At 58.6% G+C, this 19711-nt stretch carries 18 protein-coding genes and 1 pseudogene; 10 read left to right on the forward strand and 9 right to left on the reverse strand.

From position 1 onward, the window contains the following. Nucleotides 1-74: 74 nt before the first annotated feature. Nucleotides 75-1022 carry a LysR family transcriptional regulator gene (locus tag AC1DIH_RS16050; protein ID WP_054594129.1) on the reverse strand — a complete coding sequence of 316 codons (948 nt, stop codon included), beginning with the start codon at nt 1020-1022 and terminating at the stop codon, nt 75-77. Between the two features lie 150 nt (nt 1023-1172). Between AC1DIH_RS16050 and AC1DIH_RS16055 the strand changes: the two genes are divergently transcribed. Together AC1DIH_RS16055 and mmsB are read left to right on the forward strand one after the other, a co-directional pair. Further along, nucleotides 1173-2696 (forward strand): CoA-acylating methylmalonate-semialdehyde dehydrogenase, encoded by a 1524-nt coding sequence (locus AC1DIH_RS16055; RefSeq protein WP_054594128.1) that lies wholly within the window; start codon nt 1173-1175, stop codon nt 2694-2696. Nucleotides 2697-2706: 10 nt separating this feature from the next. Continuing rightward, entirely contained in the window at nt 2707-3591 is an 885-nt protein-coding gene (mmsB, locus tag AC1DIH_RS16060) for a 3-hydroxyisobutyrate dehydrogenase (RefSeq protein ID WP_477772433.1), read from the forward strand. 234 nt (nt 3592-3825) lie between these two features. Here the strand turns inward: mmsB and AC1DIH_RS16065 are convergent, their stop codons facing one another. The 3 genes from AC1DIH_RS16065 to AC1DIH_RS16075 all read right to left on the reverse strand — a co-directional run bounded on the left by AC1DIH_RS16065 (nt 3826) and on the right by AC1DIH_RS16075 (nt 5275). Beyond that, a complete protein-coding gene (locus AC1DIH_RS16065) occupies nt 3826-4170 on the reverse strand; it encodes a cupin domain-containing protein (RefSeq protein ID WP_019691702.1) in 345 nt (114 codons plus the stop codon). A gap of 104 nt (nt 4171-4274) precedes the next feature. After that, on the reverse strand, nt 4275-4646 hold the full coding sequence (locus AC1DIH_RS16070) for a MerR family transcriptional regulator (protein ID WP_477772434.1): 372 nt from the start codon (nt 4644-4646) through the stop codon (nt 4275-4277). A 53-nt stretch (nt 4647-4699) separates the two neighbouring features. Next, nucleotides 4700-5275 carry an NAD(P)H-dependent oxidoreductase gene (locus AC1DIH_RS16075; RefSeq protein WP_477772435.1) on the reverse strand — a complete coding sequence of 192 codons (576 nt, stop codon included), beginning with the start codon at nt 5273-5275 and terminating at the stop codon, nt 4700-4702. 221 nt (nt 5276-5496) lie between these two features. On the opposite strand from AC1DIH_RS16075, the gene kynB reads away from it, so the two are divergent. The 5 genes and pseudogenes from kynB (at nt 5497) to AC1DIH_RS16100 (ending at nt 10080) form a co-directional block, all read left to right on the forward strand. Further along, nucleotides 5497-6162, forward strand: a complete 666-nt coding sequence (kynB, locus tag AC1DIH_RS16080) for an arylformamidase (RefSeq protein WP_477772436.1) — start codon at nt 5497-5499, stop codon at nt 6160-6162. Continuing rightward, nucleotides 6159-7013: a tryptophan 2,3-dioxygenase gene (gene kynA, locus AC1DIH_RS16085; protein WP_216745050.1), complete on the forward strand. Its 855-nt coding sequence runs from the start codon at nt 6159-6161 to the stop codon at nt 7011-7013. Before kynB ends, kynA begins: the two co-directional genes overlap by 4 nt. A 182-nt stretch (nt 7014-7195) precedes the next feature. Beyond that, nucleotides 7196-9079: an RHS repeat domain-containing protein gene (locus AC1DIH_RS16090; RefSeq protein WP_477772437.1), complete on the forward strand. Its 1884-nt coding sequence runs from the start codon at nt 7196-7198 to the stop codon at nt 9077-9079. Then, a pseudogene (locus AC1DIH_RS16095) lies at nt 9076-9120 on the forward strand (hypothetical protein); the annotation flags it as partial. The gene AC1DIH_RS16090 and the pseudogene AC1DIH_RS16095, both read left to right, overlap by 4 nt. Before the next feature lie 3 nt (nt 9121-9123). Further along, a complete protein-coding gene (locus AC1DIH_RS16100) occupies nt 9124-10080 on the forward strand; it encodes a glycosyltransferase (RefSeq protein WP_477772625.1) in 957 nt (318 codons plus the stop codon). Between the two features lie 90 nt (nt 10081-10170). Here the strand turns inward: AC1DIH_RS16100 and AC1DIH_RS16105 are convergent, their stop codons facing one another. From AC1DIH_RS16105 to antA, 4 genes are all read right to left on the reverse strand, one after another. Next, entirely contained in the window at nt 10171-11571 is a 1401-nt protein-coding gene (locus tag AC1DIH_RS16105; protein ID WP_103318994.1) for an amino acid permease, read from the reverse strand. Between the two features lie 77 nt (nt 11572-11648). Continuing rightward, the gene (gene antC, locus AC1DIH_RS16110; protein WP_477772438.1) at nt 11649-12671 is read right to left on the reverse strand and encodes an anthranilate 1,2-dioxygenase electron transfer component AntC; all 1023 of its coding nucleotides are present in this window, start codon (nt 12669-12671) and stop codon (nt 11649-11651) included. 18 nt (nt 12672-12689) lie between these two features. Then, nucleotides 12690-13181, reverse strand: a complete 492-nt coding sequence (gene antB / locus AC1DIH_RS16115) for an anthranilate 1,2-dioxygenase small subunit (protein WP_477772439.1) — start codon at nt 13179-13181, stop codon at nt 12690-12692. Nucleotides 13182-13183: 2 nt separating this feature from the next. Beyond that, nucleotides 13184-14572, reverse strand: coding sequence for an anthranilate 1,2-dioxygenase large subunit (gene antA, locus AC1DIH_RS16120; RefSeq protein ID WP_477772440.1), 1389 nt, complete (start codon nt 14570-14572; stop codon nt 13184-13186). 577 nt (nt 14573-15149) lie between these two features. Between antA and AC1DIH_RS16125 the strand changes: the two genes are divergently transcribed. Beyond that, nucleotides 15150-16163, forward strand: coding sequence for an AraC family transcriptional regulator (locus tag AC1DIH_RS16125; RefSeq protein WP_477772441.1), 1014 nt, complete (start codon nt 15150-15152; stop codon nt 16161-16163). 22 nt (nt 16164-16185) lie between these two features. Here the strand turns inward: AC1DIH_RS16125 and AC1DIH_RS16130 are convergent, their stop codons facing one another. After that, a complete protein-coding gene (locus AC1DIH_RS16130; RefSeq protein ID WP_054594119.1) occupies nt 16186-16659 on the reverse strand; it encodes an Lrp/AsnC family transcriptional regulator in 474 nt (157 codons plus the stop codon). Nucleotides 16660-16835: 176 nt separating this feature from the next. Here AC1DIH_RS16130 and kynU point away from each other — a divergent pair, with 176 nt between their 5' ends. Together kynU and AC1DIH_RS16140 are read left to right on the forward strand one after the other, a co-directional pair. Beyond that, on the forward strand, nt 16836-18086 hold the full coding sequence (gene kynU / locus AC1DIH_RS16135) for a kynureninase (RefSeq protein ID WP_477772442.1): 1251 nt from the start codon (nt 16836-16838) through the stop codon (nt 18084-18086). Between the two features lie 207 nt (nt 18087-18293). After that, nucleotides 18294-19706, forward strand: a complete 1413-nt coding sequence (locus tag AC1DIH_RS16140) for an amino acid permease (protein WP_477772443.1) — start codon at nt 18294-18296, stop codon at nt 19704-19706. Nucleotides 19707-19711 lie beyond the last annotated feature (5 nt).

The raw sequence follows: 19711 nt of genomic DNA on the forward strand, positions 1-19711 counted from the left end.
TGATGTCACCAGCTGCGTACCAATCCCTGCCACAAAACCTGGCAAAGGCCTGCTGACTTCATTACGAAGGGCTGTCAGTCGGCGAAGTGCATCGTTCGGGTTTCCCCCATCAATAGCGCCTGATTCTGCTCGGTCACGGCGCGGATGTAGTCCCACAACAACGTGATTCGCTTGAGCTTGCGCAAGTCCTCGCGGCAGTACATCCAGAATTGCCGGGTGATATTGATTTCCTCCGGCAGCACCGGCAGCAATCGTGGGTCCTGAGCCGCCAGGAAACACGGCAGAATCGCCAGCGAGCGGCCTTGCTGCGCGGCGACAAATTGCGCAATGACGCTGGTGCTGCGCAGGTTGGCGCTGGCGCCGGGCAGCACATTCGCCAGGTACAGCAGCTCCGAGCTGAATGCCAGATCGTCGACATAACTGATGAACTGATGCTTGCCCAAATCTGCCGGGCGGCGGATGGGTGGGTGTTGGTCGAGGTAATCCTGGGTTGCGTACAGCTGCAGACGGTAATCACAGAGTTTGCAGCAGACGTAAGGGCCGTGCTCCGGGCGCTCCAGGGCGATGACAATGTCTGCCTCGCGCTTGGACAAGCTGATGAAGTGCGGCAGCGGCAGGATATCCACCGAAATCGCCGGATAGGCATCGACGAAGTGGCTGAGCTGCGGGGTGATGAAAAAGCTCCCGAACCCCTCGGTGCAGCCCATCCGCACATGGCCGGATAACGCCACGCCCGAGCCGGACACCTGCTCGCACGCCATGTGCAGCGTGCTTTCTATGGATTCGGCATAACCCAGCAAACGCTGGCCTTCGGCGGTCAAGACGAAGCCATTGGTCCGTGATTTTTCGAACAATAACGTCCCCAATGCGCCTTCCAGCGAACTGATCCGCCGTGACACGGTGGTGTAATCCACGGCCAGGCGTTTGGCGGCGCTGCTAGCCTTGCGGGTACGGGCGACCTCGAGGAAAAACTTCAGGTCGTCCCAGTTCAATGAGCCTAACGATGTGATGTTTTTTTGCATGTTGGACCGGATTTTATGTGCGTTCTTATTAGAAGTTTGCACATCTATACTCCAAAAACAGTCCGACAACCAATTCGCGACACACGCCTCATCACAAGGCGACTTTTCTCGCCTTGGCTCCCTGCATAACAACAAGTCCAGGAGACCGTCATGAACGCATCGCTCACGCCAGAAACCACTGTGCAAAAGGTCAAGCTGTTGATCGACGGCCAATGGGTCGAGTCCCAGACCACCGAATGGCACGACATCGTCAATCCGGCAACCCAGCAAGTGCTGGCTAAAGTACCGTTCGCTACGCCTGCGGAAGTCGACGCGGCGATCAGCGCCGCTCATCGCGCTTTTCAGACCTGGAAGCTGACACCGATCGGCGCGCGGATGCGCATCATGCTCAAGCTTCAGGCGTTGATTCGCGAGCACTCCAAGCGCATCGCCGTGGTTCTCAGCGCCGAGCAGGGCAAAACCATCGCCGATGCTGAAGGCGATATTTTCCGTGGCCTGGAAGTGGTCGAGCACGCGTGCTCCATCGGCAGCCTGCAAATGGGCGAATTCGCTGAAAACGTCGCGGGCGGTGTTGATACCTACACCCTGCGCCAACCGATCGGTGTCTGCGCCGGTATCACGCCGTTCAACTTCCCGGCGATGATCCCGCTGTGGATGTTCCCGATGGCCATCGCCTGCGGCAACACCTTTGTGCTCAAACCGTCCGAACAGGACCCGATGTCGACCATGCTGCTGGTGGAACTGGCCATCGAGGCGGGCATTCCAGCCGGCGTGCTCAACGTGGTTCACGGCGGCAAGGATGTGGTGGACGCGCTCTGCACCCACAAAGACATCAAGGCTGTTTCGTTCGTCGGTTCAACGGCAGTCGGTACTCACGTCTACGACCTGGCCGGCAAACACGGCAAACGCGTGCAATCGATGATGGGCGCCAAGAACCACGCGGTGGTGCTGCCCGATGCCAATCGTGAGCAAGCCCTCAATGCGCTGGTCGGTGCCGGTTTCGGCGCTGCAGGTCAACGCTGCATGGCCACCTCGGTGGTGGTGCTGGTGGGCGCGGCCAAGCAGTGGCTGCCAGACCTCAAGGCCCTGGCGCAAAAACTCAAAGTGAATGCCGGCAGTGAGCCGGGCACTGACGTTGGTCCGGTGATTTCGAAACGGGCCAAGGCGCGGATCCTTGATCTGATCGAAAGCGGCATCAAGGAAGGCGCAAAACTGGAGCTCGATGGTCGTGATATCACCGTCCCCGGGTACGAAAAAGGCAACTTTGTCGGCCCGACCCTGTTCTCCGGCGTGACCACCGACATGCAGATCTACACCCAGGAAATCTTCGGTCCGGTGCTGGTGGTGCTGGAAGTCGACACCCTCGATCAGGCCATTGCGCTGGTCAACGCCAACCCGTTCGGTAACGGCACCGGCCTGTTCACCCAGAGCGGTGCGGCGGCGCGTAAATTCCAGAACGAAATCGACGTTGGCCAGGTCGGCATCAACATCCCGATCCCGGTGCCGGTTCCGTTCTTCAGCTTCACCGGCTCGCGGGGCTCCAAGCTCGGCGACCTCGGTCCGTATGGCAAGCAAGTGGTGCAGTTCTACACTCAAACCAAGACCGTCACCAGTCGCTGGTTCGACGATGACAGCGTCAATGACGGTGTGAACACAACCATCAATTTGCGTTAAGGAGCCGGACATGAAAATCGCTTTTATCGGTCTCGGCAACATGGGCGCGCCGATGGCGCGCAACCTGATCAAGGCTGGCCATTCGCTGAACCTGGTCGACCTGAACAAAGCCGTACTCGCAGAACTGGCGCAACTGGGCGGCACTATCAGCGCCACGGCGCGTGAAGCAGCGCAAGGCGCAGAGCTGGTGATTACCATGCTGCCGGCCGCTGTCCATGTGCGCAGCGTCTGGCTGGGTGAAGACGGCGTGCTGGCCGGGATCGCCAAGGGCGTTCCTGCTGTGGATTGCAGCACTATCGACCCACAGACCGCCCGCGATGTCGCCGCTGCTGCGGCCAAGCAAGGTGTGGCCATGGCGGATGCGCCGGTTTCCGGTGGCACCGGCGGCGCTGCGGCCGGGACGCTGACCTTCATGGTCGGCGCCACGCCGGAGTTGTTCGCCATCCTGCAACCGGTATTGGCGCAGATGGGCCGCAACATTGTGCATTGCGGTGAAGTCGGCACCGGGCAAATCGCCAAGATCTGCAACAACCTGTTGTTGGCGATTTCCATGGTCGGCGTCAGCGAAGCGATGGCCCTTGGCGATGCCTTGGGCATCGACACTCAGGTGCTGGCGGGGATCATCAACAGTTCGACCGGTCGTTGCTGGAGTTCGGAGATGTACAACCCGTGGCCGGGCATTGTCGAAACAGCACCGGCATCGCGTGGTTATACCGGTGGTTTTGGTGCCGAATTGATGCTCAAGGACCTGGGGCTGGCGACTGAAGCTGCGCGTCAGGCGCATCAACCGGTAATGCTCGGCGCGGTGGCTCAGCAGCTGTATCAGGCGATGAGTCAGCGTGGTGAAGGCGGCAAGGATTTCTCGGCAATCATCAACAGCTATCGCAAACCCTGATAGGGGGGGCGGGACTGTGGCGAGGGAGCTTGCTCCCGCTCGGCTGCGAAGCAGTCGTCAATCCTGAACACGCGGCGTATCTGACAAGTCGCATTGGCCTCATGGGTCCGCTTCGCGAACCAGCGGGAGCAAGCTCCCTCGCCACAAAAGCCGCGCTCGCCACAAATATGGCGTAATCCGTCGATACTTTCCGAGAGCCCACGTCGGGTGGACTCTCGGTTTTTTATTGCTGAATCAGGCGAAAACGAAGTACTTGCGTACGGTCTCGACCACTTCCCACGTACCTTTCATGCCCGGCTCAATGACGAAAATATCGCCCGCGCGCAGATGGATCGGTTCCATGCCGTCCGGAGTGATCACGCAGTAGCCTTCCTGGAAGTGGCAGTATTCCCACTTCACATACTCCACGTACCACTTGCCCGGTGTGCAGATCCAGGTGCCCATGATCTTGCTGCCGTCTTCGCTGGTGTAGGCGTTGAGGTTGACGGTGTGCGGGTCACCTTCGAGTTTTTCCCATTTACAGGCATCAAGCACCGGCAGTGGATGGGTATCGCGAAGAACGGTAATGGGTTTGGACATGCTGACTCCGAGCGTTAGGCAGGACTGAAGTCGCACCCTATAGCGCCCGGCTCGGTGTCAGTTGTCTGTGCTCGACATTCAGCTGTCCAGAAACGCGCTATCGATCAAACCTGCTCAAGCGGACAGTCAGATTGAGCCTGCTTCAGGCTGGCTTCGAACTCAGTCAATTGCACGTATTGGCGGGCCAACGCTGTAATTCTGTCCGCCAACTCCTGCTTTTTATCGGCAATCGCCTGATGCGCCAGATGCCACGGCAGTGCCTGCCCGTGTTGACCCTGAAGCACCGCCTGCAATTCCTTGAGCTTGAACCCCAGTTGCTGAGCACATTTGATGAAGGTCAATAGCTCGACGCTCTGCTGATCATAGAGGCGGTATTTGCCTTGGCGTCGCGCGGGTGGCAGGAGGCCGATCTCCTCGTAATGGCGAATGCTTTTGACGGTCGTGCCCGACAGTTGCGCGGCTTTGCCGATAAACATGAAAAATCCCTTTTGTGAGTGTCTCCGTTGATGCGCGCGATTATCCGCGAGACTCAGCCAGCACCGATAGCCTGCGCTTGCATGAGCCAGCGTTCCCTTTGATGCTCACTCGATCCAAGGATCGGGCCGAAGGTCAGGGTTTTTAACGGCGTGATACCGCAGAACGCCAGTGTGGTTTTGCGCATCTGATGCAGTCCGGGCATGCGGTAGATCCAGCGGTAGTACCAGGGCGGGGTATCCATGGTCACCAGCAAGTCGGCCGTGCGCCCGTGCAGGAGTTTGTCCGGGAAGGCTTTGCCCTGGCGGTACTTGAAGGCGAAACCGGGAAGGAATGTTCGGTCGAAAAAGCCCTTGAGTAGCGCCGGAATCGCCCCCCACCAGATCGGATAGACAAAGGTCAGGTGTTCCGCCCAGATGATATCCGCCTGAGCTTTCAGCAGATCGTCTTCCAGCGGCTGAATCTGTTGATAGCCCTCGCGCAATATCGGGTCGAACCTCAAGGTTCCCAGGCGTAACTCACGGACCTCATGCCCGGCGTTTTTTGCCGCCTGTACATAGCGGTCGGTGAGGGCGCCGCAGAAACTGTTGCTCGATGGATGGCCGAGAATGACCAGTATTCGTTTGCTCATCACTTCGTCCCTGGGTAGCAAAACGATAAGGATAAAGTCGGCCCCTTGGGGGAGAGTCAAGCGTCGCCCAGGTGCCTGTTTCGGGCATTGAAATTTTCACCCGCTAAACTTCAGGTTCTTGGCATTAAGTGCGAAACATTTGGGCGTTCCCGACGGATTTCGCAAGAATCTTCACAGGCATCACTCGTATCATTCACGCGAGAGTTGCCGAGAGCTATGCAATGAAAAAAACAATGTCGTGGTGGGATATCAGCCCGCCCTTGAGCACCGCAACGCCGACGTGGCCGGGTGATACGCCGTTTCAGGAAGAGCGTGTCTGGACCTTCGGGCCTGAATGCCCGGTGAATGTCGGCCGCATCACCCTGTCTCCCCACACCGGCGCCCATGTCGATGCACCGTTGCATTACAGTGCCGAAGGTGCAGCCATCGGCGATGTATCGCTGGATGTCTATATCGGCCCGTGTCGCGTCTTGCACTGCCTGGACAGCGGTCGCCTGGTTCAGCCCGGGCAACTGGAAGGACGCCTTGCCGATCTGCCCGAGCGCGTCTTGCTGCGCACTTATCAACAGGCGCCGTTGACGGCCTGGGATCCGGACTTCACCGCTGTGGCCAAGGAAACCGTCGACCTGCTGTCGAGCCTTGGCGTGCGGCTGATCGGTATCGATACGCCGTCACTGGACCCTCAACAGTCCAAGACCATGGATTCGCACAACGCAGTGGCCCGCCATGGCATGGCGATCCTAGAAGGCATCGTGCTCGATGACGTGCCGGAAGGCGACTATGAACTGATTGCGCTGCCGCTGCGGTTTGCCAACCTGGACGCGAGCCCGGTCAGGGCGATTTTGCGTCCTCTGAATAAACCGCCACTTGAGGAGCCTGCTCAATGAGCCAATGTCCCTATTCTTCGTCAAATCAGCCGGAAGAATGGCATAACGCCGAGCTGAATTTTTCCGACTCCATGAGCTACGGCGATTACCTGGATCTGGGGAAGATTCTCAGCGCTCAGCACCCTCTGTCGCCGGACCATAACGAGATGCTGTTCATCATCCAGCATCAGACGTCCGAGCTGTGGATGAAGCTGATGCTGCACGAGCTCAAGGCCGCTCGCGAACACGTCAGGCTGGGCGAGTTGCCGCCGGCGTTCAAGATGCTGGCGCGGGTCTCGCGGATTTTCGATCAACTGGTGCATGCCTGGACGGTGCTGGCGACCATGACGCCGACCGAATACCACGCGATCCGGCCGTTTCTGGGCCAGTCATCGGGCTTCCAGTCGTTCCAGTACCGCGAGATCGAATTCATCCTCGGCAACAAAAGTGCAACGCTGTTGCGTCCGCATGCGCACCGGCCGGAACTGTTGGCGGAGCTGGAAAAGGCGATTGCCACACCGTCGCTGTATGACGAGGCGATTCGCTTGATGGTCAGCGCAGGGTTGGCGATTGATCCGCAGCGCTTCGAGCGCGACCCGGCCAGCCCGACCGCTTATGACGCCTCGGTCGAAGCTGCCTGGCGTGTGGTCTACACCGACCCTTCGCGGTATTGGGATCTTTACCAGTTGGCGGAAAAACTGATCGACCTTGAGGACTCGTTCCGTCAATGGCGCTTTCGCCATGTCACCACGGTTGAGCGGATCATCGGCTTCCAACCGGGTACCGGCGGCACCGAAGGTGTGGGTTATCTGCGCAAGATGCTCGATACCGTGCTGTTTCCGGAGTTGTGGCGCGTGCGCTCGACCCTCTGATCCGAAATACAAAAAGCCCCGGCATTCGTCGAATGCGGGGGCTTTTGCATTTGGGCGGACGATCACCGATTCATGACCTGTATATCCCTCTGCGACCACCTGTCGGCACTGTAATTTCTGACAGTAGCCAAACGCAGTGTTTCAGCATTAGCTGTCGTGAAGACCAAGGATGACGACAGGCCATGCCGGTTCAGGCGTTCACCGTACACTGCGACACCCCGACGCTGACCGTTACCGGCTCGCGTGGTTTGACGCTGCGTTCAGTCGGCTACTGCCGCCGTGCCCTCGCAGAACCCGTCGAAGCGCGCATCAACCACAGCACTTATGACCCGGCCGGGCGAGCGATTGCCCAGCGGGATCCACGACTGATGACGGACACTTCGGCTCCCGCCAACCTGAGCACGGTTTATTCCCTGTCCGGCAAGGTGTTGAGCACGATCAGCGTCGATGCCGGGTGGCGCGTCAATCTGGTAGGCGAAGCGGATCAGTCCGTGCACAGCTGGGATGGCCGGGGCAGTCAGCGCTGGACTGAATACGACGATCAGTTGCGCCCGCAGGCGGTGTTTGAACGGGCGGTCGATGGTGAGCCGTTGTGTTCGGAGCGTTACGGCTATGGCGGTGTTGATCCGGCATTCGCCACGCACAACCAGTGTGGGCAACTGATTCGTCACGATGATCCGGCGGGTCGGTTGTTGTTCGCGGAGTTTGGCTTGAGTGGCGGGCTGCTGGAGCAGACGCGGGATTTTCTGCGGGAGCTGAAGTCCCTTGACTGGCCTGAGCTTGTGGAAGATCGTGAGAAGTTGCTGGAATCGGTGGCGGGTGCAACCACCCGTTCGCGCTTCAATGCGTTGGGCGAGACGCTCGAACAGACCGACGCCAAAGGCAACCGGCAGGTGTTCAGCCAGACGGTCGCCGGCCAGTTGCGCGAAGTTCGCCTGCAACTGGCGAAAGACAGGGCGCCACCCCCCCTGGTCAGCGCCATCCAGTACAACGCCCACGGCCAGACCGAGCGGGAAACGGCGGGCAACGGGGTGATCACCGCGCTGGAATACGACCGTGAAGATGGTCGCTTGATCCGGCTTCAGGCCGCACGCGGCAACACCATGCTGCAAGACCTGCGCTATGCCTACGACGCGGTGGGCAACGTACTGAGCATCGAAGACGCCGCCTTGCCGATTCGCTTTTTCGCCAACCAGCGGATCGAGCCGATCAGTTGGTATGACTACGACAGCTTTAATCAGTTGATCGCAGCCACCGGCTGGGAGGCGGGGGCTGCCAATCAAGGTCCGTCTTCATCCACCAACGCCGATCCCGCCGCGGTGGGCCATTACCGCCAGACCTATCGCTACGACGCCGGTAACAACTTGTTGGAACTGACCCACGTCGGCCCGCAAAGCCACGGCCATCGTCTGGTCGCGGCGGCGCACAGCAACCGCTGCCTGCCAGTGCGCGAGGGCGTGGAGCCAGGCGAGGAGGACTTTCGTAAGGGCTTCGACGCCAACGGCAATTTGCTCAACCTGCAACCGGGGCAGTCGTTGAGTTGGGACCTGCGCAATCAGTTACAGGAAGTCCGACCGGTAGAACGCGATCAAGGAGACGATAGCGAATGCTATGTCTACGGCACCGACGGCATGCGCGTGCGCAAAGTCCGTTCGACGCACACCCATGCCCGGACGCTGATCGCCGAGGTCCGTTATCTGCCGAATCTGGAGTTCCGTACCCACAGCGGTACCGGCGAAGTGCTGCAGGTGATCAGCGTGCAGGCCGGACGCAGCAGCGTGCGGGTGTTGCACTGGGAGTCGGCGCCACCCAAGGACATGACCAACGATCAATACCGTTACAGCCTGAATGATCACCTGGGCTCCTGCGCACTGGAGCTCGACAGCGCGGGCGAGGTGATCAGCCAGGAGCGTTATCACCCCTTTGGCACCACCGCGTGGTTTGCCGGAAGAGGGGAGGTTGAGGCGAGTTATAAAACGGTGCGGTATTCGGGGAAAGAGCGGGATGCGACGGGGCTTTATTACTATAGGTTCAGGTATTACGTGGGGGGGGGCAGCGCTGGTTGAGTCCGGATCCTGCGGGAAGTGTTGATGGAGTTAATCTGTATCGAATGGTTAGGAATAATCCCGTCAGCTTGGTTGATAGCAACGGTACAGATAGCGAGGTGCCCAATCAGGTTAATTGGGTATGGTTAGGTGGCCCTTTACCCATTGATGCGGCGATGAACATCAATAATTTTGTGGATGCAGTCCCGGATTACAGCGCCACGCTCTGGGTTGACAGTCAAGCTTGGTCTAGTGGACACGCGGCTGCACTCGAGAATGTAAGTCAACGGGTTCGTATCGCTAATGTTTCGGATGCTTTTCATGGGGTGAATCCAAAGGTGCATGCAGCGTTTGAACGGGAACGTTCGGGGCCCTTGAAAAATTATCCGGCTGCCAGCGATATAGCGCGACTCGCAGTAATGTCAAAAGGCGGGGTTTATTCAGATGTAGACGTAGAATTGGCGCAATCTTTTCCGAAATCTTTGAGTGCACCAGAAGGGTTGTTGTTATATGTGGACGAAAACGGCAATTTCGGAAATGCAATTTTGGCTGCTGGCGAAGGCTCTCCCGTTGTTGCTCGAGCGCTGTCCAGCATAGCCAAAGAGTACTCGAGTCCAACCTCTAGCACCTGGATGAAAAAGCGAGCTTATCCAGAGGCAGTTGAAATGGCCGCTCAGAGGAAAGAGAAGGCTGCTTATTTACAGAATATGAAAAGTGAAATGCTGGCAATGGTCCCAGCAATCAACACAAGCTCATCTTTCGAACGTACGTCGTTACTGGCTCTGCTCGCCGAACGGAGAACCGATTACGAAGCGGCAAAAAGTATGGAGCCAGAGTCCTTTTCACGTTCAACTCGAGTCGACGAAACTGTAAGGATTACGGGGCCGGGGGTGATTTTTTTCGCCTTATCTGACCCGAATGGATCCTACACTTTTGAGCCCGGTCAATTTAAGCCAATCGACGGTAGCGGTGAAGCCATGTTCCGCCGGCCGACTTTGCTGCGACGGGCATCGGTTAGTTAGTCTTGAGCAACGACGACCCCATCTGGCTGAAAGACAAAAGCCCCGGCATTCATCGAATGCCGGGGCTTTTTGTCGACTGGCTGAAGGCTATTAAGCGACCGACAACGCGCGAGTCCGTGCAACCCGAATCCGGTAGAACACGAACAGGATCAGCACCCAGACCGGGATCGCGTAGACCGACGCACGCACCCCGGGAATCAACAGCATCACGTAGATGATCATGGCCATGAACGCCAGGCACAGGTAATTGGTGTACGGCGACCAGAATGCCTTGAAGCCCGGGACGATACCGCGTTGGCCCATGGCTTTGCGAAACTTCAGGTGAGTCAGGCTGATCATCGCCCAGTTGATCATCAACGAAGCGACCACCAGCGCGAACAGCAACTCCAGTGCTTCATTCGGGGCGACATAGTTGACCACCACACACAACATCGTGATCAGTGCCGATACGCCCAGCGCCAGTAACGGTACGCCCTGTTTGTTCAGCTTCATCAGCGCTTTGGGTGCATCGCCCTGTTCTGCCAGGCCGTAGAGCATCCGGCTGTTGCAGTAGACGCCGCTGTTGTAGACCGAGAGTGCCGCGGTCAGCACCACGAAATTGAGGATTTGCGCTGCGGTGTTGCTGCCGATCAAGGCGAAAATCTGCACAAACGGACTGCCGCTGTAGGCGTCGCCGGACGCGCCCAGCGTCTGAAGCAGTTGGTCCCATGGGTACAGTGACAGCAGCACGGTGAGTGCGCCAACGTAGAAGATCAATACGCGGTAAACCACCTGGTTGATCGCCTTGGGAATGACTTTCCTCGGTTCGCTGGCTTCGGCGGCAGTGATGCCCACCAGTTCCAGGCCGCCAAAGGAGAACATGATGAACGCCATCGCCATCAGCAAACCGTTGGTGCCATTGGGGAAGAAACCGCCGTGGCTCCACAGGTTGCTCACCGAGGCCTGCGGGCCGCCGGTGCCGCTGACCAGCATGTAACAGCCGAGGGCGATCATGCCGATGATTGCCACGACCTTGATGATGGCGAACCAGAACTCCATTTCACCGAAGACTTTGACGTTCATCGTGTTGATCAGGTTGACCAGTACGAAGAACACCGCCGCGCTGACCCAGGTGGGGACCTCTGGCCACCAGAACTGCACGTACTTGCCAACGGCTGTCAGCTCGGCCATGCCCACCAGCACATACAGCACCCAGTAGTTCCAGCCGGACAGGAAGCCGGCAAAACTACCCCAGTAGTTGTGTGCGAAATGACTGAAGGACCCGGCGACCGGCTCCTCGACAATCATCTCCCCCAGTTGGCGCATGATCAGAAAGGCAATGAAACCGGCAATGGCATAGCCGAGGATCATCGACGGGCCGGCCGATTTGAGCACGCCGGCGGAGCCGAGAAACAGCCCTGTACCAATCGCGCCACCCAGTGCAATCAGCTGGATATGCCTGTTTTTCAGCCCCCGCTTCAGTACGCCCTGTTGCAGTTGTTCATCCGCCATCTGGATACCTTCTAGTTGTTATGGTCAGGCTTTGTTGCAGGTCGACAGCTTATTCAATTGGCACGCGTTTGTGAGCCTCAAACGTTACTTTCAGTGAACTTTTCGTAATACAGCTGCACGTTGTCCAGGGTTTGATCCTGCAACCAGCTCTTGATCGACTCGACCATCGGCGGCGGCCCGCAGACGTACATATCGACTGCGGCATCACGCAGTTCGCTGGCCTCGAAATGCTCGGCAATGTAGCCGCGTTTCCCCTCCCAGCCCGGTGACGGGTCGCTGACCACCGGCGTGTAGCGAAAGCCTGGAATGCGTTGAGCATAGGCACTGATCCGTTCGCCTTCGCACAGATCGGCCGCATCCCGTACACCGTAGTACAAGTGCACAGGCTGCTCGCAACCGCGCGCGACGATTTCGTCGAGCATCCCCAGTAGCGCGGACAGTCCGGTGCCGCCGGCCACCAGGATCAGCGGCCGGGCGATGTGGCGAAGATAAAACGCACCCAACGGTGCTTCCAGAACGATTTCATCGCCGACCTGGCAGCGATCACGAATGTAATTGCTCATCACCCCGTCGGGTAACAGGCGAATCAGAAATTGCAGCTGATTGCTGCTGCTCGGGCGATTGGCAAAGGAGTAGGAGCGCTTGCTCGTGGTCCCCGGAATCAACAGGCGAGCGTATTGCCCCGGCAGGAAATCCAGTGGCTGGGTGGCCGCGCCCAGATCCAGATGGAGGATCGCGGTGCTGGCCGAGACCTGACGTACATGCGTGACCGTACCGCGGAGCTGTTCAGGCCCCGCGGCATTGCACAGGCTGGAAGCGAAGTCGAAATAAAACGCGGCGTCGGACTTCACCCGGGTCTGACAAGTGAGCATCTTGCGTTGTTGCAGGTCGAGGCTGGAGAGGGCTTCCTCATCCACATAATCCTGGCTGTAGTCGCCGGATTCGCAGCGGCCCTGACAGGTTCCGCAGACACCTTCGCGGCAATCCAGCGGAATATTGATGCCGTTGCGCAGGGCCGCATCGAGCAATATTTCGTTGGCCTGCACGGGAAAAAACAGTGTTTTGCCGTCGGCAAAACTGAACGCGACCTTATGGTTCATGCCCCGGTCTCCATAGTTTCAGAGGTGGTAGAAATCGAGCACCGAGTTGATGGTGTCGTTGAGCAGCAAGACGTGTTTGCGGGTAATCACCCAGCTGTCTGCGTGAGGCTTGAGGCGATAGGTCGCGTTCCCGTAGAACTGCTCGGAGGTGGCCAGGCGATAAAACAAGGTGTGCCAGTTCAGCCGCACCTCCAGCTCACCGCTCTTGAGTTCGCTGATCCGCACGTTGTTGATCAGGTGCAGGGTGCGCGGCATCGGCGTGGCCGAGGCAGCCTTGCCGGTGCGCAGGCGGAATACACGGTCTTCCAGGCCCGAGCGGTTGGCGTAGTAGATCAACGACATTTCGCGTTTGGGATCGCGGGTGTAGACGTGTTCGGAGTCCCATTGCGGCAGGTGAAACTCACTCTGCTCGTCGAAGAGCTGGATGTAGGCGTCCCAGTCCTTGGCGTCGCAGAGTTCGGATTTACGGTAGAAAAACTGCTCGATCTGGTACTGCAATTGCGGATTCATGTTCACACCTCACGTAGCTTCAGGGATTTCGCGTCCAGGCCGTCGAGCAGGAATTTCTGCCAGTTGCTGTGCTGGTTGACGTAAAGCCCTTCGTGGGTGAATTCGGTACCGGTCATGGCCGGAGAAATGCCGATCGACTCGCTGTTGGGCGTGGCGCCGGTTGCCCACTGGTGGCTGCCGCGAGAAATATCGCTCCAGCGTTCCAGCCGCGCCTGGAAACCGCGCTGGGCTTCGCGAAACTCCACCAGGTCATCAGGGGTGCCGAGTCCCGACACATTGAAGAAGTCTTCGAACTGCCGGATCCGGTTTTCCCGATCCGCGTCCGACTCGTTTTTCACACCCAGGCACTGGCTGATGATCTCGGTCTTGTTCCAGGCCACCGGGCGGATGATCCGTAGCTGCGAGCTGATTTGATCGAGGAAAAACAGGCTGGGGTAGATGTTCAGGTTGCGCAGCCGATGCATCATCCATTCGGCTTTTTCCTGGCCGTGCTCCTCGATCAGGCGCGGCATGATCGTCGCGTAGCCGGAACGCACCGTCGGGTTGGGCATGTCACTGAACAGCACGCTGTGACCGTTATTGAAGGCGAACCAGCCGTCGTCGGTATTGGCGTCGCCGGCCCCCAGCTTGCTGTAGTCGAGCGTGCCGCTGGCGCGGGTGCCGTTCTCGTTGTCGACCTGCTGGCGGTGTTGCACCGTGGCCACGTAGTTATAGTGGACCGTGCTGACGTGATAGCCGTCCAGGCCGTTTTCGTTCTGCAGTTTCCAGTTACCGTCGTAGGTGTAGGCCGACTTGCCGGGCAGTACTTCCAGTTCACCGGTGGGCGATTGGGCGACCATCATGTCGAAGAACACTTTGGCATCGCCGAGGAAGTCTTCGAGGCTGTTATCCGCATGAACATCGAGGCTGATGAACACGAAGCCCTTGTAGCTCTGGATGCGGGCTTTTTTCAGGCCGCGTGTGGCTTTGTCGAAACCTTCCGGGTATTCGCCGGGGGCCTTGACCTTGACCAGGCGTCCATCGCTTTTGTAGCACCACGCGTGGAACGGGCAGGTAAAGGTCGATTGGTTGCCTTTGCCGACGCGGGTCAATGTGGTGCCGCGATGCTGGCAAGCGTTGATCAGCGCATTGAGTTGGCCGTCACCGTCACGGGTGATAATCATCGGCTGGCGCCCGGCGCGCAGGGTGACGAAGTCGTGATTGTTGGCCAGTTCGCTTTCGTGGCAGGCGTAGATCCAGTTCTTCTCGAAGATCAGCTCCATCTCCAGATCGAACAGTTGCGGCTCGGTAAAAATATCCCGAGCGATGCGGAATACGCCTTCTGCCGGACGGAAGTCCAGGCAGCCTTCAATGAACGCTTTCCACTGCTCGACGCTTTTTTCGCCACTCATGGGTGTGCACCTTTTTTATTCGGGTCAATCGGTGCACTCATTAGAGAGAGTGGGGCGGGCAGGGGTCTATCCGGTTTGTCGACGAAGGCAGTCCACAAAGTTCGGTGGCCGCTGGCTGCACTGCCCCTGTGGCGAGGGAGCTTGCTCCCGCTGGGTTGCGAAGCAGCCCTAAAGTCGGCAATCGCAATTTTTCAGATAGGGCGCATCCGAAGGTTTTACGACTGCTGCGCCCGAGCGCGGACCGGTCGGCGGGAGCAAGCTCCCTCGCCACAAGTGCCTCCCACTGCGATCTTTGCGGGTAACACCCGCTTGTATCAAGGTGGGCAACTAATACTCAAGGCGTTGCACCATTCGATGAACGGCCGCCCTTGTTTGCAACATTGAGGTACTGTCTTGGGCAGCCTTGAGCGTTGTTTGAAGGTGAGCCCCGGTCCCTGAACAGCTGTGTTATCCACTTAGTCGATGATTGCTATCCACTGGCTGGGTGCCGGCATTGAGTGGTCTGGAACTTGCTCGGCTCAAGTCAGAGGTGCGCCGTCAGAGCGTGCTGAAAAAATATTGCCGTGGGTGCGCCGTGATGAGTAGCAAAGCCGATCCGCAGTTTCGCGATATTCGTATTGATCACTATGACCTTGAGGGCGCGCGGACCTGGATGTCAGGGATCTGCGGGCCGCACCGTCTCGAAACCGCGACGCCCGAACGGATCCGTTTTCATCACACGGCCAATGTGTTCAAGTCGATGGCCACGACCCTGGGCACTATCGAATACGGCACTGACGTGACCGTCGATATCGAAGACGCCGAGCATTTCAGCAGCTACAGCCTCAGCCTGCCTTTGGTCGGTGAGCAGGAGCTGAGCAAGAATGGCACGCTGCTCAAATCCAATCGCGATCAAGGCGTGATCATCTCCCCGAATGAAAACCAGATGCTGGCGATCTCCGGTGACTGCCGCAAGGTCCAGGTGGTGATCACTCGGGCGGCCATGAGCGAATCCCTTGAAGGGATGTTGCAGCGCCCACTCGATGTACCACTGCGCTTCGAGCCGGTGATGGATGCGGTGGACGGTGCGTCGGCCTCGTGGTGGCGCATGGCGCGGTATTTCATCGGCGAACTTGAGCGCAGCAGCACGCTGTTTGAGCAGGTGGTCTTCACGCGGGACATCGAAAGCTCGTTGATCAAAGGCCTGATCCTCGCCCAGCCGAACAATTACTCCGATGAGCTGCGGGACGTGTTGGGGGTGAAATTGCCGCACTATCTGGTCAGGGCCAAACAGTACATTCACGACAACGCTCGCGAAGCCGTGCACCTGGAAGACATCGAAGCGGCGGCCGGGGTTTCGCGGTTCAAGTTGTTCGAGGCATTCAGGAAGTACTTCGCCCTGTCGCCGATGGCCTATCTGAAAAAATACCGCTTGAATGCGGTGCGCCAGGACATTCTCGAGCAGGGGCTGGCGCGCAATATCTCGGAGATTGCCATGGGCTGGGGGTTCACCCACATGGGGCGTTTTTCTGCCGAGTACCGCAAGTTGTTCGACGAAGCCCCGAGCGCCACCTTGCAGCGCAACGAGGCCCGGCGCATGCGCGGGCTTTGACGCAGAGGCAGTCGGTAACGGCTTATTTGCGGGCGACCAGATCCAGCAAATCGTCGCGTTCCTTGATTTTCTGCAGGACGATTTCCGAGCGAATATCGGTCACCCCCGCCGTGCGATTGAGCTTGTTGACGATGAAATCCGAGAAGTGTTTCAGGTTGCGCGCCTGAACCCGCAGCACATAGTTGCTGGCGCCGGTAATCACGTACGCAGTGGCGACTTCCGGCCACTCTTGCACCTTCTTGATAAAGGTCTCGTGCCAGTCCTCGACGTCCTGTCGCAACGACACATGGACGATAGCTTCCAGCTCGATGCCCAGCCGTTCGGCGTTCAGCACCGCGCGATAGCCGGTGATGATTCCCTCACTTTCCAGCAGCCGCAAACGCCGCAGGCAAGCCGACGGCGACAATGCGACTTTCTCCGCCAATTCCTGATTGCTGATACGCCCGTCCTGCTGCAAGTAATGCAGGATTCGCAGGTCTGTCGAGTCGAGGGTCATGGTTTGAATAAATCCGCGATTTTTGGAGTTGGATTCGAATTATCTTCGAGATAACTACTATATGGCGGTCCACTTTGCACGAAAATTCTCCAAGGCTTCGTTCATTATTTGCTCATTGTGCCGGCGCAAAAATGCCCAAAACACGGCGGCATGTCATCTAGAGAACAGGACCGACAATGATCATAAGAAACGATTGCCTGGCGCTTGATGCGCAAGACCCTTTGGCTCATTTGCGCCACCAGTTTGCGCTCCCCGAAGGGGTGATTTACCTCGACGGTAATTCGCTTGGCGCGCGTCCGGTTGCGGCGCTTGAGCGTGCTCAGGCGGTCATCGCCGAGGAGTGGGGCAATGGCTTGATCCGCAGTTGGAACAGCGCGGGTTGGCGCGACCTGCCGGAGCGTCTGGGCAATCGGCTGGCGGGGCTGATTGGTGCCGGTGAGGGCGAAGTGGTGGTCACCGACACCACCTCGATCAACCTGTTCAAGGTCCTCGGCGCGGCCTTGCGTGTGCAGGCCACGCGGGCGCCGACGCGGCGGGTGATTGTCAGTGAGTCGAGCAACTTCCCGACCGACTTGTACATCGCCGAAGGGCTGATGGACTTGCTCCAGCAGGGCTATAGCTTGCGTCTGGTCGATAGCCCTGAAGAGCTGGCGCAGGCGATTGACCAGGACACTGCGGTGGTCATGCTCACGCATGTCAACTACAAGACCGGCTACATGCACGACATGCAGACCGTGACGGCGTTGATCCACGAATGCGGCGCGCTGGCGATCTGGGACCTGGCGCATTCTGCCGGTGCGGTTCCGGTCGATTTGCGTCAGGCGGGCGCGGACTACGCCATCGGATGCACCTACAAGTACCTCAATGGCGGTCCCGGTTCGCAAGCGTTTGTCTGGGTTGCGCCACAGTTGTGCGATCTGGTCACGCAGCCGTTGTCCGGCTGGTTCGGTCATTCCCGACAGTTCGACATGGCCTCAGGCTACGAGCCGAGCAGCGGTATCGCTCGCTACTTGTGCGGCACTCAACCGATCACCTCGTTGGCCATGGTCGAGTGCGGCCTGGATATTTTCGCCCAGACCGACATGGCCAGCCTGCGTCGCAAATCCCTGGCGCTGACCGACCTGTTTATCCAGATGGTGGAGCAGCGCTGCGCCGCTCACGATTTGAAACTGATCACCCCGCGCGAACACGCCAGGCGTGGCAGCCATGTCAGCTTCGAACACCCGCAAGGCTACGCGGTGATCCAGGCCTTGATCGCCCGGGGCGTGATCGGTGATTACCGCGAGCCGCGGATCATGCGTTTCGGTTTCACGCCGCTGTACACCAGCTTCACCGAAGTCTTCGATGCGGTGCAGATTCTTGGCGAGATTCTCGATCAGAAGACCTGGTCGCAAGCACAGTTCCAGGTCCGCCACAGCGTCACCTGATCCCAGCACTGTCCGTGGCGAGGGAGCTTGCTCCCGCTGGGCTGCGTAGCGGCCCAAAAATCTTCGCAGTGTGAGTACCGATTTTGTGAGTGCTGCGCACTCAAGCGGGAGCAAGCTCCCTCGCCACAGGGTTTAGTTCGACTGTGTGATCCGGTTTATACAAACGATGTGCTCTCTAAAAAAACACAATATTCAGAGGACAGAGAAATGACCGACACCCTCGGTTTTGAAACCATCTCCAACCGTGAGCATGGCCTCAGACGCCAGCTCACCTCGGGGCAGATGAGCATGATCGCCATCGGCGGTGCGATAGGCACCGGCCTGTTCATGGGCAGCGCCTATGCCATCGGCTACGCCGGACCGAGCGTGCTGCTCAGCTATGCGATTGGCGCGATCATCACGTTGCTGTTGATGGGCTGTCTGGCAGAAATGACTGTGGCCCATTCGACTTCGGGTTCGTTCGGCGCGTATGCCGAGTTCTATATCAGCCCGCTGGCCGGGTTTCTGGTGCGCTATGCCTATTGGGCGGCGATTGTGCTGGCGGTCGGCACGGAAGTGACGGCGGTGGCAATGTACATGAAGTACTGGTTCGCCAACGTGCCCGAGTGGATCTGGATCGTCTCGTTCTCGAGCATTCTGATCGTGCTCAACGCCATCAGCGTGAAGACCTTCGGCACATTCGAGTACTGGTTTTCGACCATCAAGATCGGCGCGATTGTCGGCTTCATCATCCTCGCGGTGTATGTGGTGTTCGGTTCGGGCAACCCGGAGTACGGCGTGCATCACTACACCAGCCACGGCGGATTTTTCCCCAATGGATTGCAAGGGATGTGGGTGGCGGTGATCGTGTCGATCTTCAGCTACCTGAGCGTGGAAATGATCGCGGTGGCAGCCGGTGAAGCCGAGGATCCGGAGCGGGCGGTGAAGAAAGCCTTTCGCGCGACCATCGTGCGGCTGGTGGTGTTTTACCTGCTGACCCTGGCCCTGATGCTGGCGATTGTGCCGTGGGTTCAGGCGGGTCATGCGCAGAGCCCGTTCGTCACCGTCATGCAAACCATCGGCATTCCCGGCGCCACCGGGGTGATGAATTTCGTGATTCTGATTGCCGCGTTGTCGGCGATGAACAGTCAGCTCTACATCACCACGCGGATGATGTTCAGCCTGTCCCGTGGCGGTTACGCGCCCAAGGCGATGGGCGCGTTGAGCAAGAGCGGAATCCCGCTCAACGCCTTGCTGCTGTCGAGCTCGGGCATTGCGCTGGCGACGCTGCTGAACGTGATGTACCCGGAAAGCTCCTTCACCTTGATGATGGCGATCTCCATGTTCGGCGCGATCTTCACCTGGTTCATGATCTTCCTCACGCACTACTGTTTCCGTCGCTATCACGAGCGCCACGGCGAGCGGAAACTGTCGTTCCGCATGCGCCTGTTCCCTTACACCACGCTGTTGGGGCTGGTGCTGATGGGCGCGGTGATGATCACTACGTACTTCACTGAGGCGTTCAAGATGACCTTGGTGTTTGGTGTGCCGTTCCTGCTGATCCTGTCGTTGGTCTACGGGGTGTTCTTCAGAAAAGCCAAGGCATTGGCCGGCACTCTCGACAATGTTCCGGCCCCATAAGAGCC

The organism is Pseudomonas sp. 05N36 (assembly GCF_056397385.1).

What these genes read in the sequence shown, in the direction of transcription:
- AC1DIH_RS16070 (WP_477772434.1), bottom strand. Translation starts at nt 4,646, where the DNA reads ATGTTTATCGGCAAAGCCGCGCAACTGTCGGGCACGACCGTCAAAAGC.
- AC1DIH_RS16075 (WP_477772435.1), bottom strand. Translation starts at nt 5,275, where the DNA reads ATGAGCAAACGAATACTGGTCATTCTCGGCCATCCATCGAGCAACAGT.
- antC (WP_477772438.1), bottom strand. Translation starts at nt 12,671, where the DNA reads ATGAACCATAAGGTCGCGTTCAGTTTTGCCGACGGCAAAACACTGTTT.
- kynB (WP_477772436.1), top strand. Translation starts at nt 5,497, where the DNA reads ATGAAAAAAACAATGTCGTGGTGGGATATCAGCCCGCCCTTGAGCACC.
- antB (WP_477772439.1), bottom strand. Translation starts at nt 13,181, where the DNA reads ATGAATCCGCAATTGCAGTACCAGATCGAGCAGTTTTTCTACCGTAAA.
- AC1DIH_RS16105 (WP_103318994.1), bottom strand. Translation starts at nt 11,571, where the DNA reads ATGGCGGATGAACAACTGCAACAGGGCGTACTGAAGCGGGGGCTGAAA.
- AC1DIH_RS16100 (WP_477772625.1), top strand. Translation starts at nt 9,124, where the DNA reads ATGGTTAGGAATAATCCCGTCAGCTTGGTTGATAGCAACGGTACAGAT.
- AC1DIH_RS16055 (WP_054594128.1), top strand. Translation starts at nt 1,173, where the DNA reads ATGAACGCATCGCTCACGCCAGAAACCACTGTGCAAAAGGTCAAGCTG.
- AC1DIH_RS16140 (WP_477772443.1), top strand. Translation starts at nt 18,294, where the DNA reads ATGACCGACACCCTCGGTTTTGAAACCATCTCCAACCGTGAGCATGGC.
- mmsB (WP_477772433.1), top strand. Translation starts at nt 2,707, where the DNA reads ATGAAAATCGCTTTTATCGGTCTCGGCAACATGGGCGCGCCGATGGCG.
- antA (WP_477772440.1), bottom strand. Translation starts at nt 14,572, where the DNA reads ATGAGTGGCGAAAAAAGCGTCGAGCAGTGGAAAGCGTTCATTGAAGGC.
- kynA (WP_216745050.1), top strand. Translation starts at nt 6,159, where the DNA reads ATGAGCCAATGTCCCTATTCTTCGTCAAATCAGCCGGAAGAATGGCAT.
- AC1DIH_RS16130 (WP_054594119.1), bottom strand. Translation starts at nt 16,659, where the DNA reads ATGACCCTCGACTCGACAGACCTGCGAATCCTGCATTACTTGCAGCAG.
- AC1DIH_RS16050 (WP_054594129.1), bottom strand. Translation starts at nt 1,022, where the DNA reads ATGCAAAAAAACATCACATCGTTAGGCTCATTGAACTGGGACGACCTG.
- AC1DIH_RS16090 (WP_477772437.1), top strand. Translation starts at nt 7,196, where the DNA reads ATGCCGGTTCAGGCGTTCACCGTACACTGCGACACCCCGACGCTGACC.
- AC1DIH_RS16125 (WP_477772441.1), top strand. Translation starts at nt 15,150, where the DNA reads ATGAGTAGCAAAGCCGATCCGCAGTTTCGCGATATTCGTATTGATCAC.
- AC1DIH_RS16065 (WP_019691702.1), bottom strand. Translation starts at nt 4,170, where the DNA reads ATGTCCAAACCCATTACCGTTCTTCGCGATACCCATCCACTGCCGGTG.
- kynU (WP_477772442.1), top strand. Translation starts at nt 16,836, where the DNA reads ATGATCATAAGAAACGATTGCCTGGCGCTTGATGCGCAAGACCCTTTG.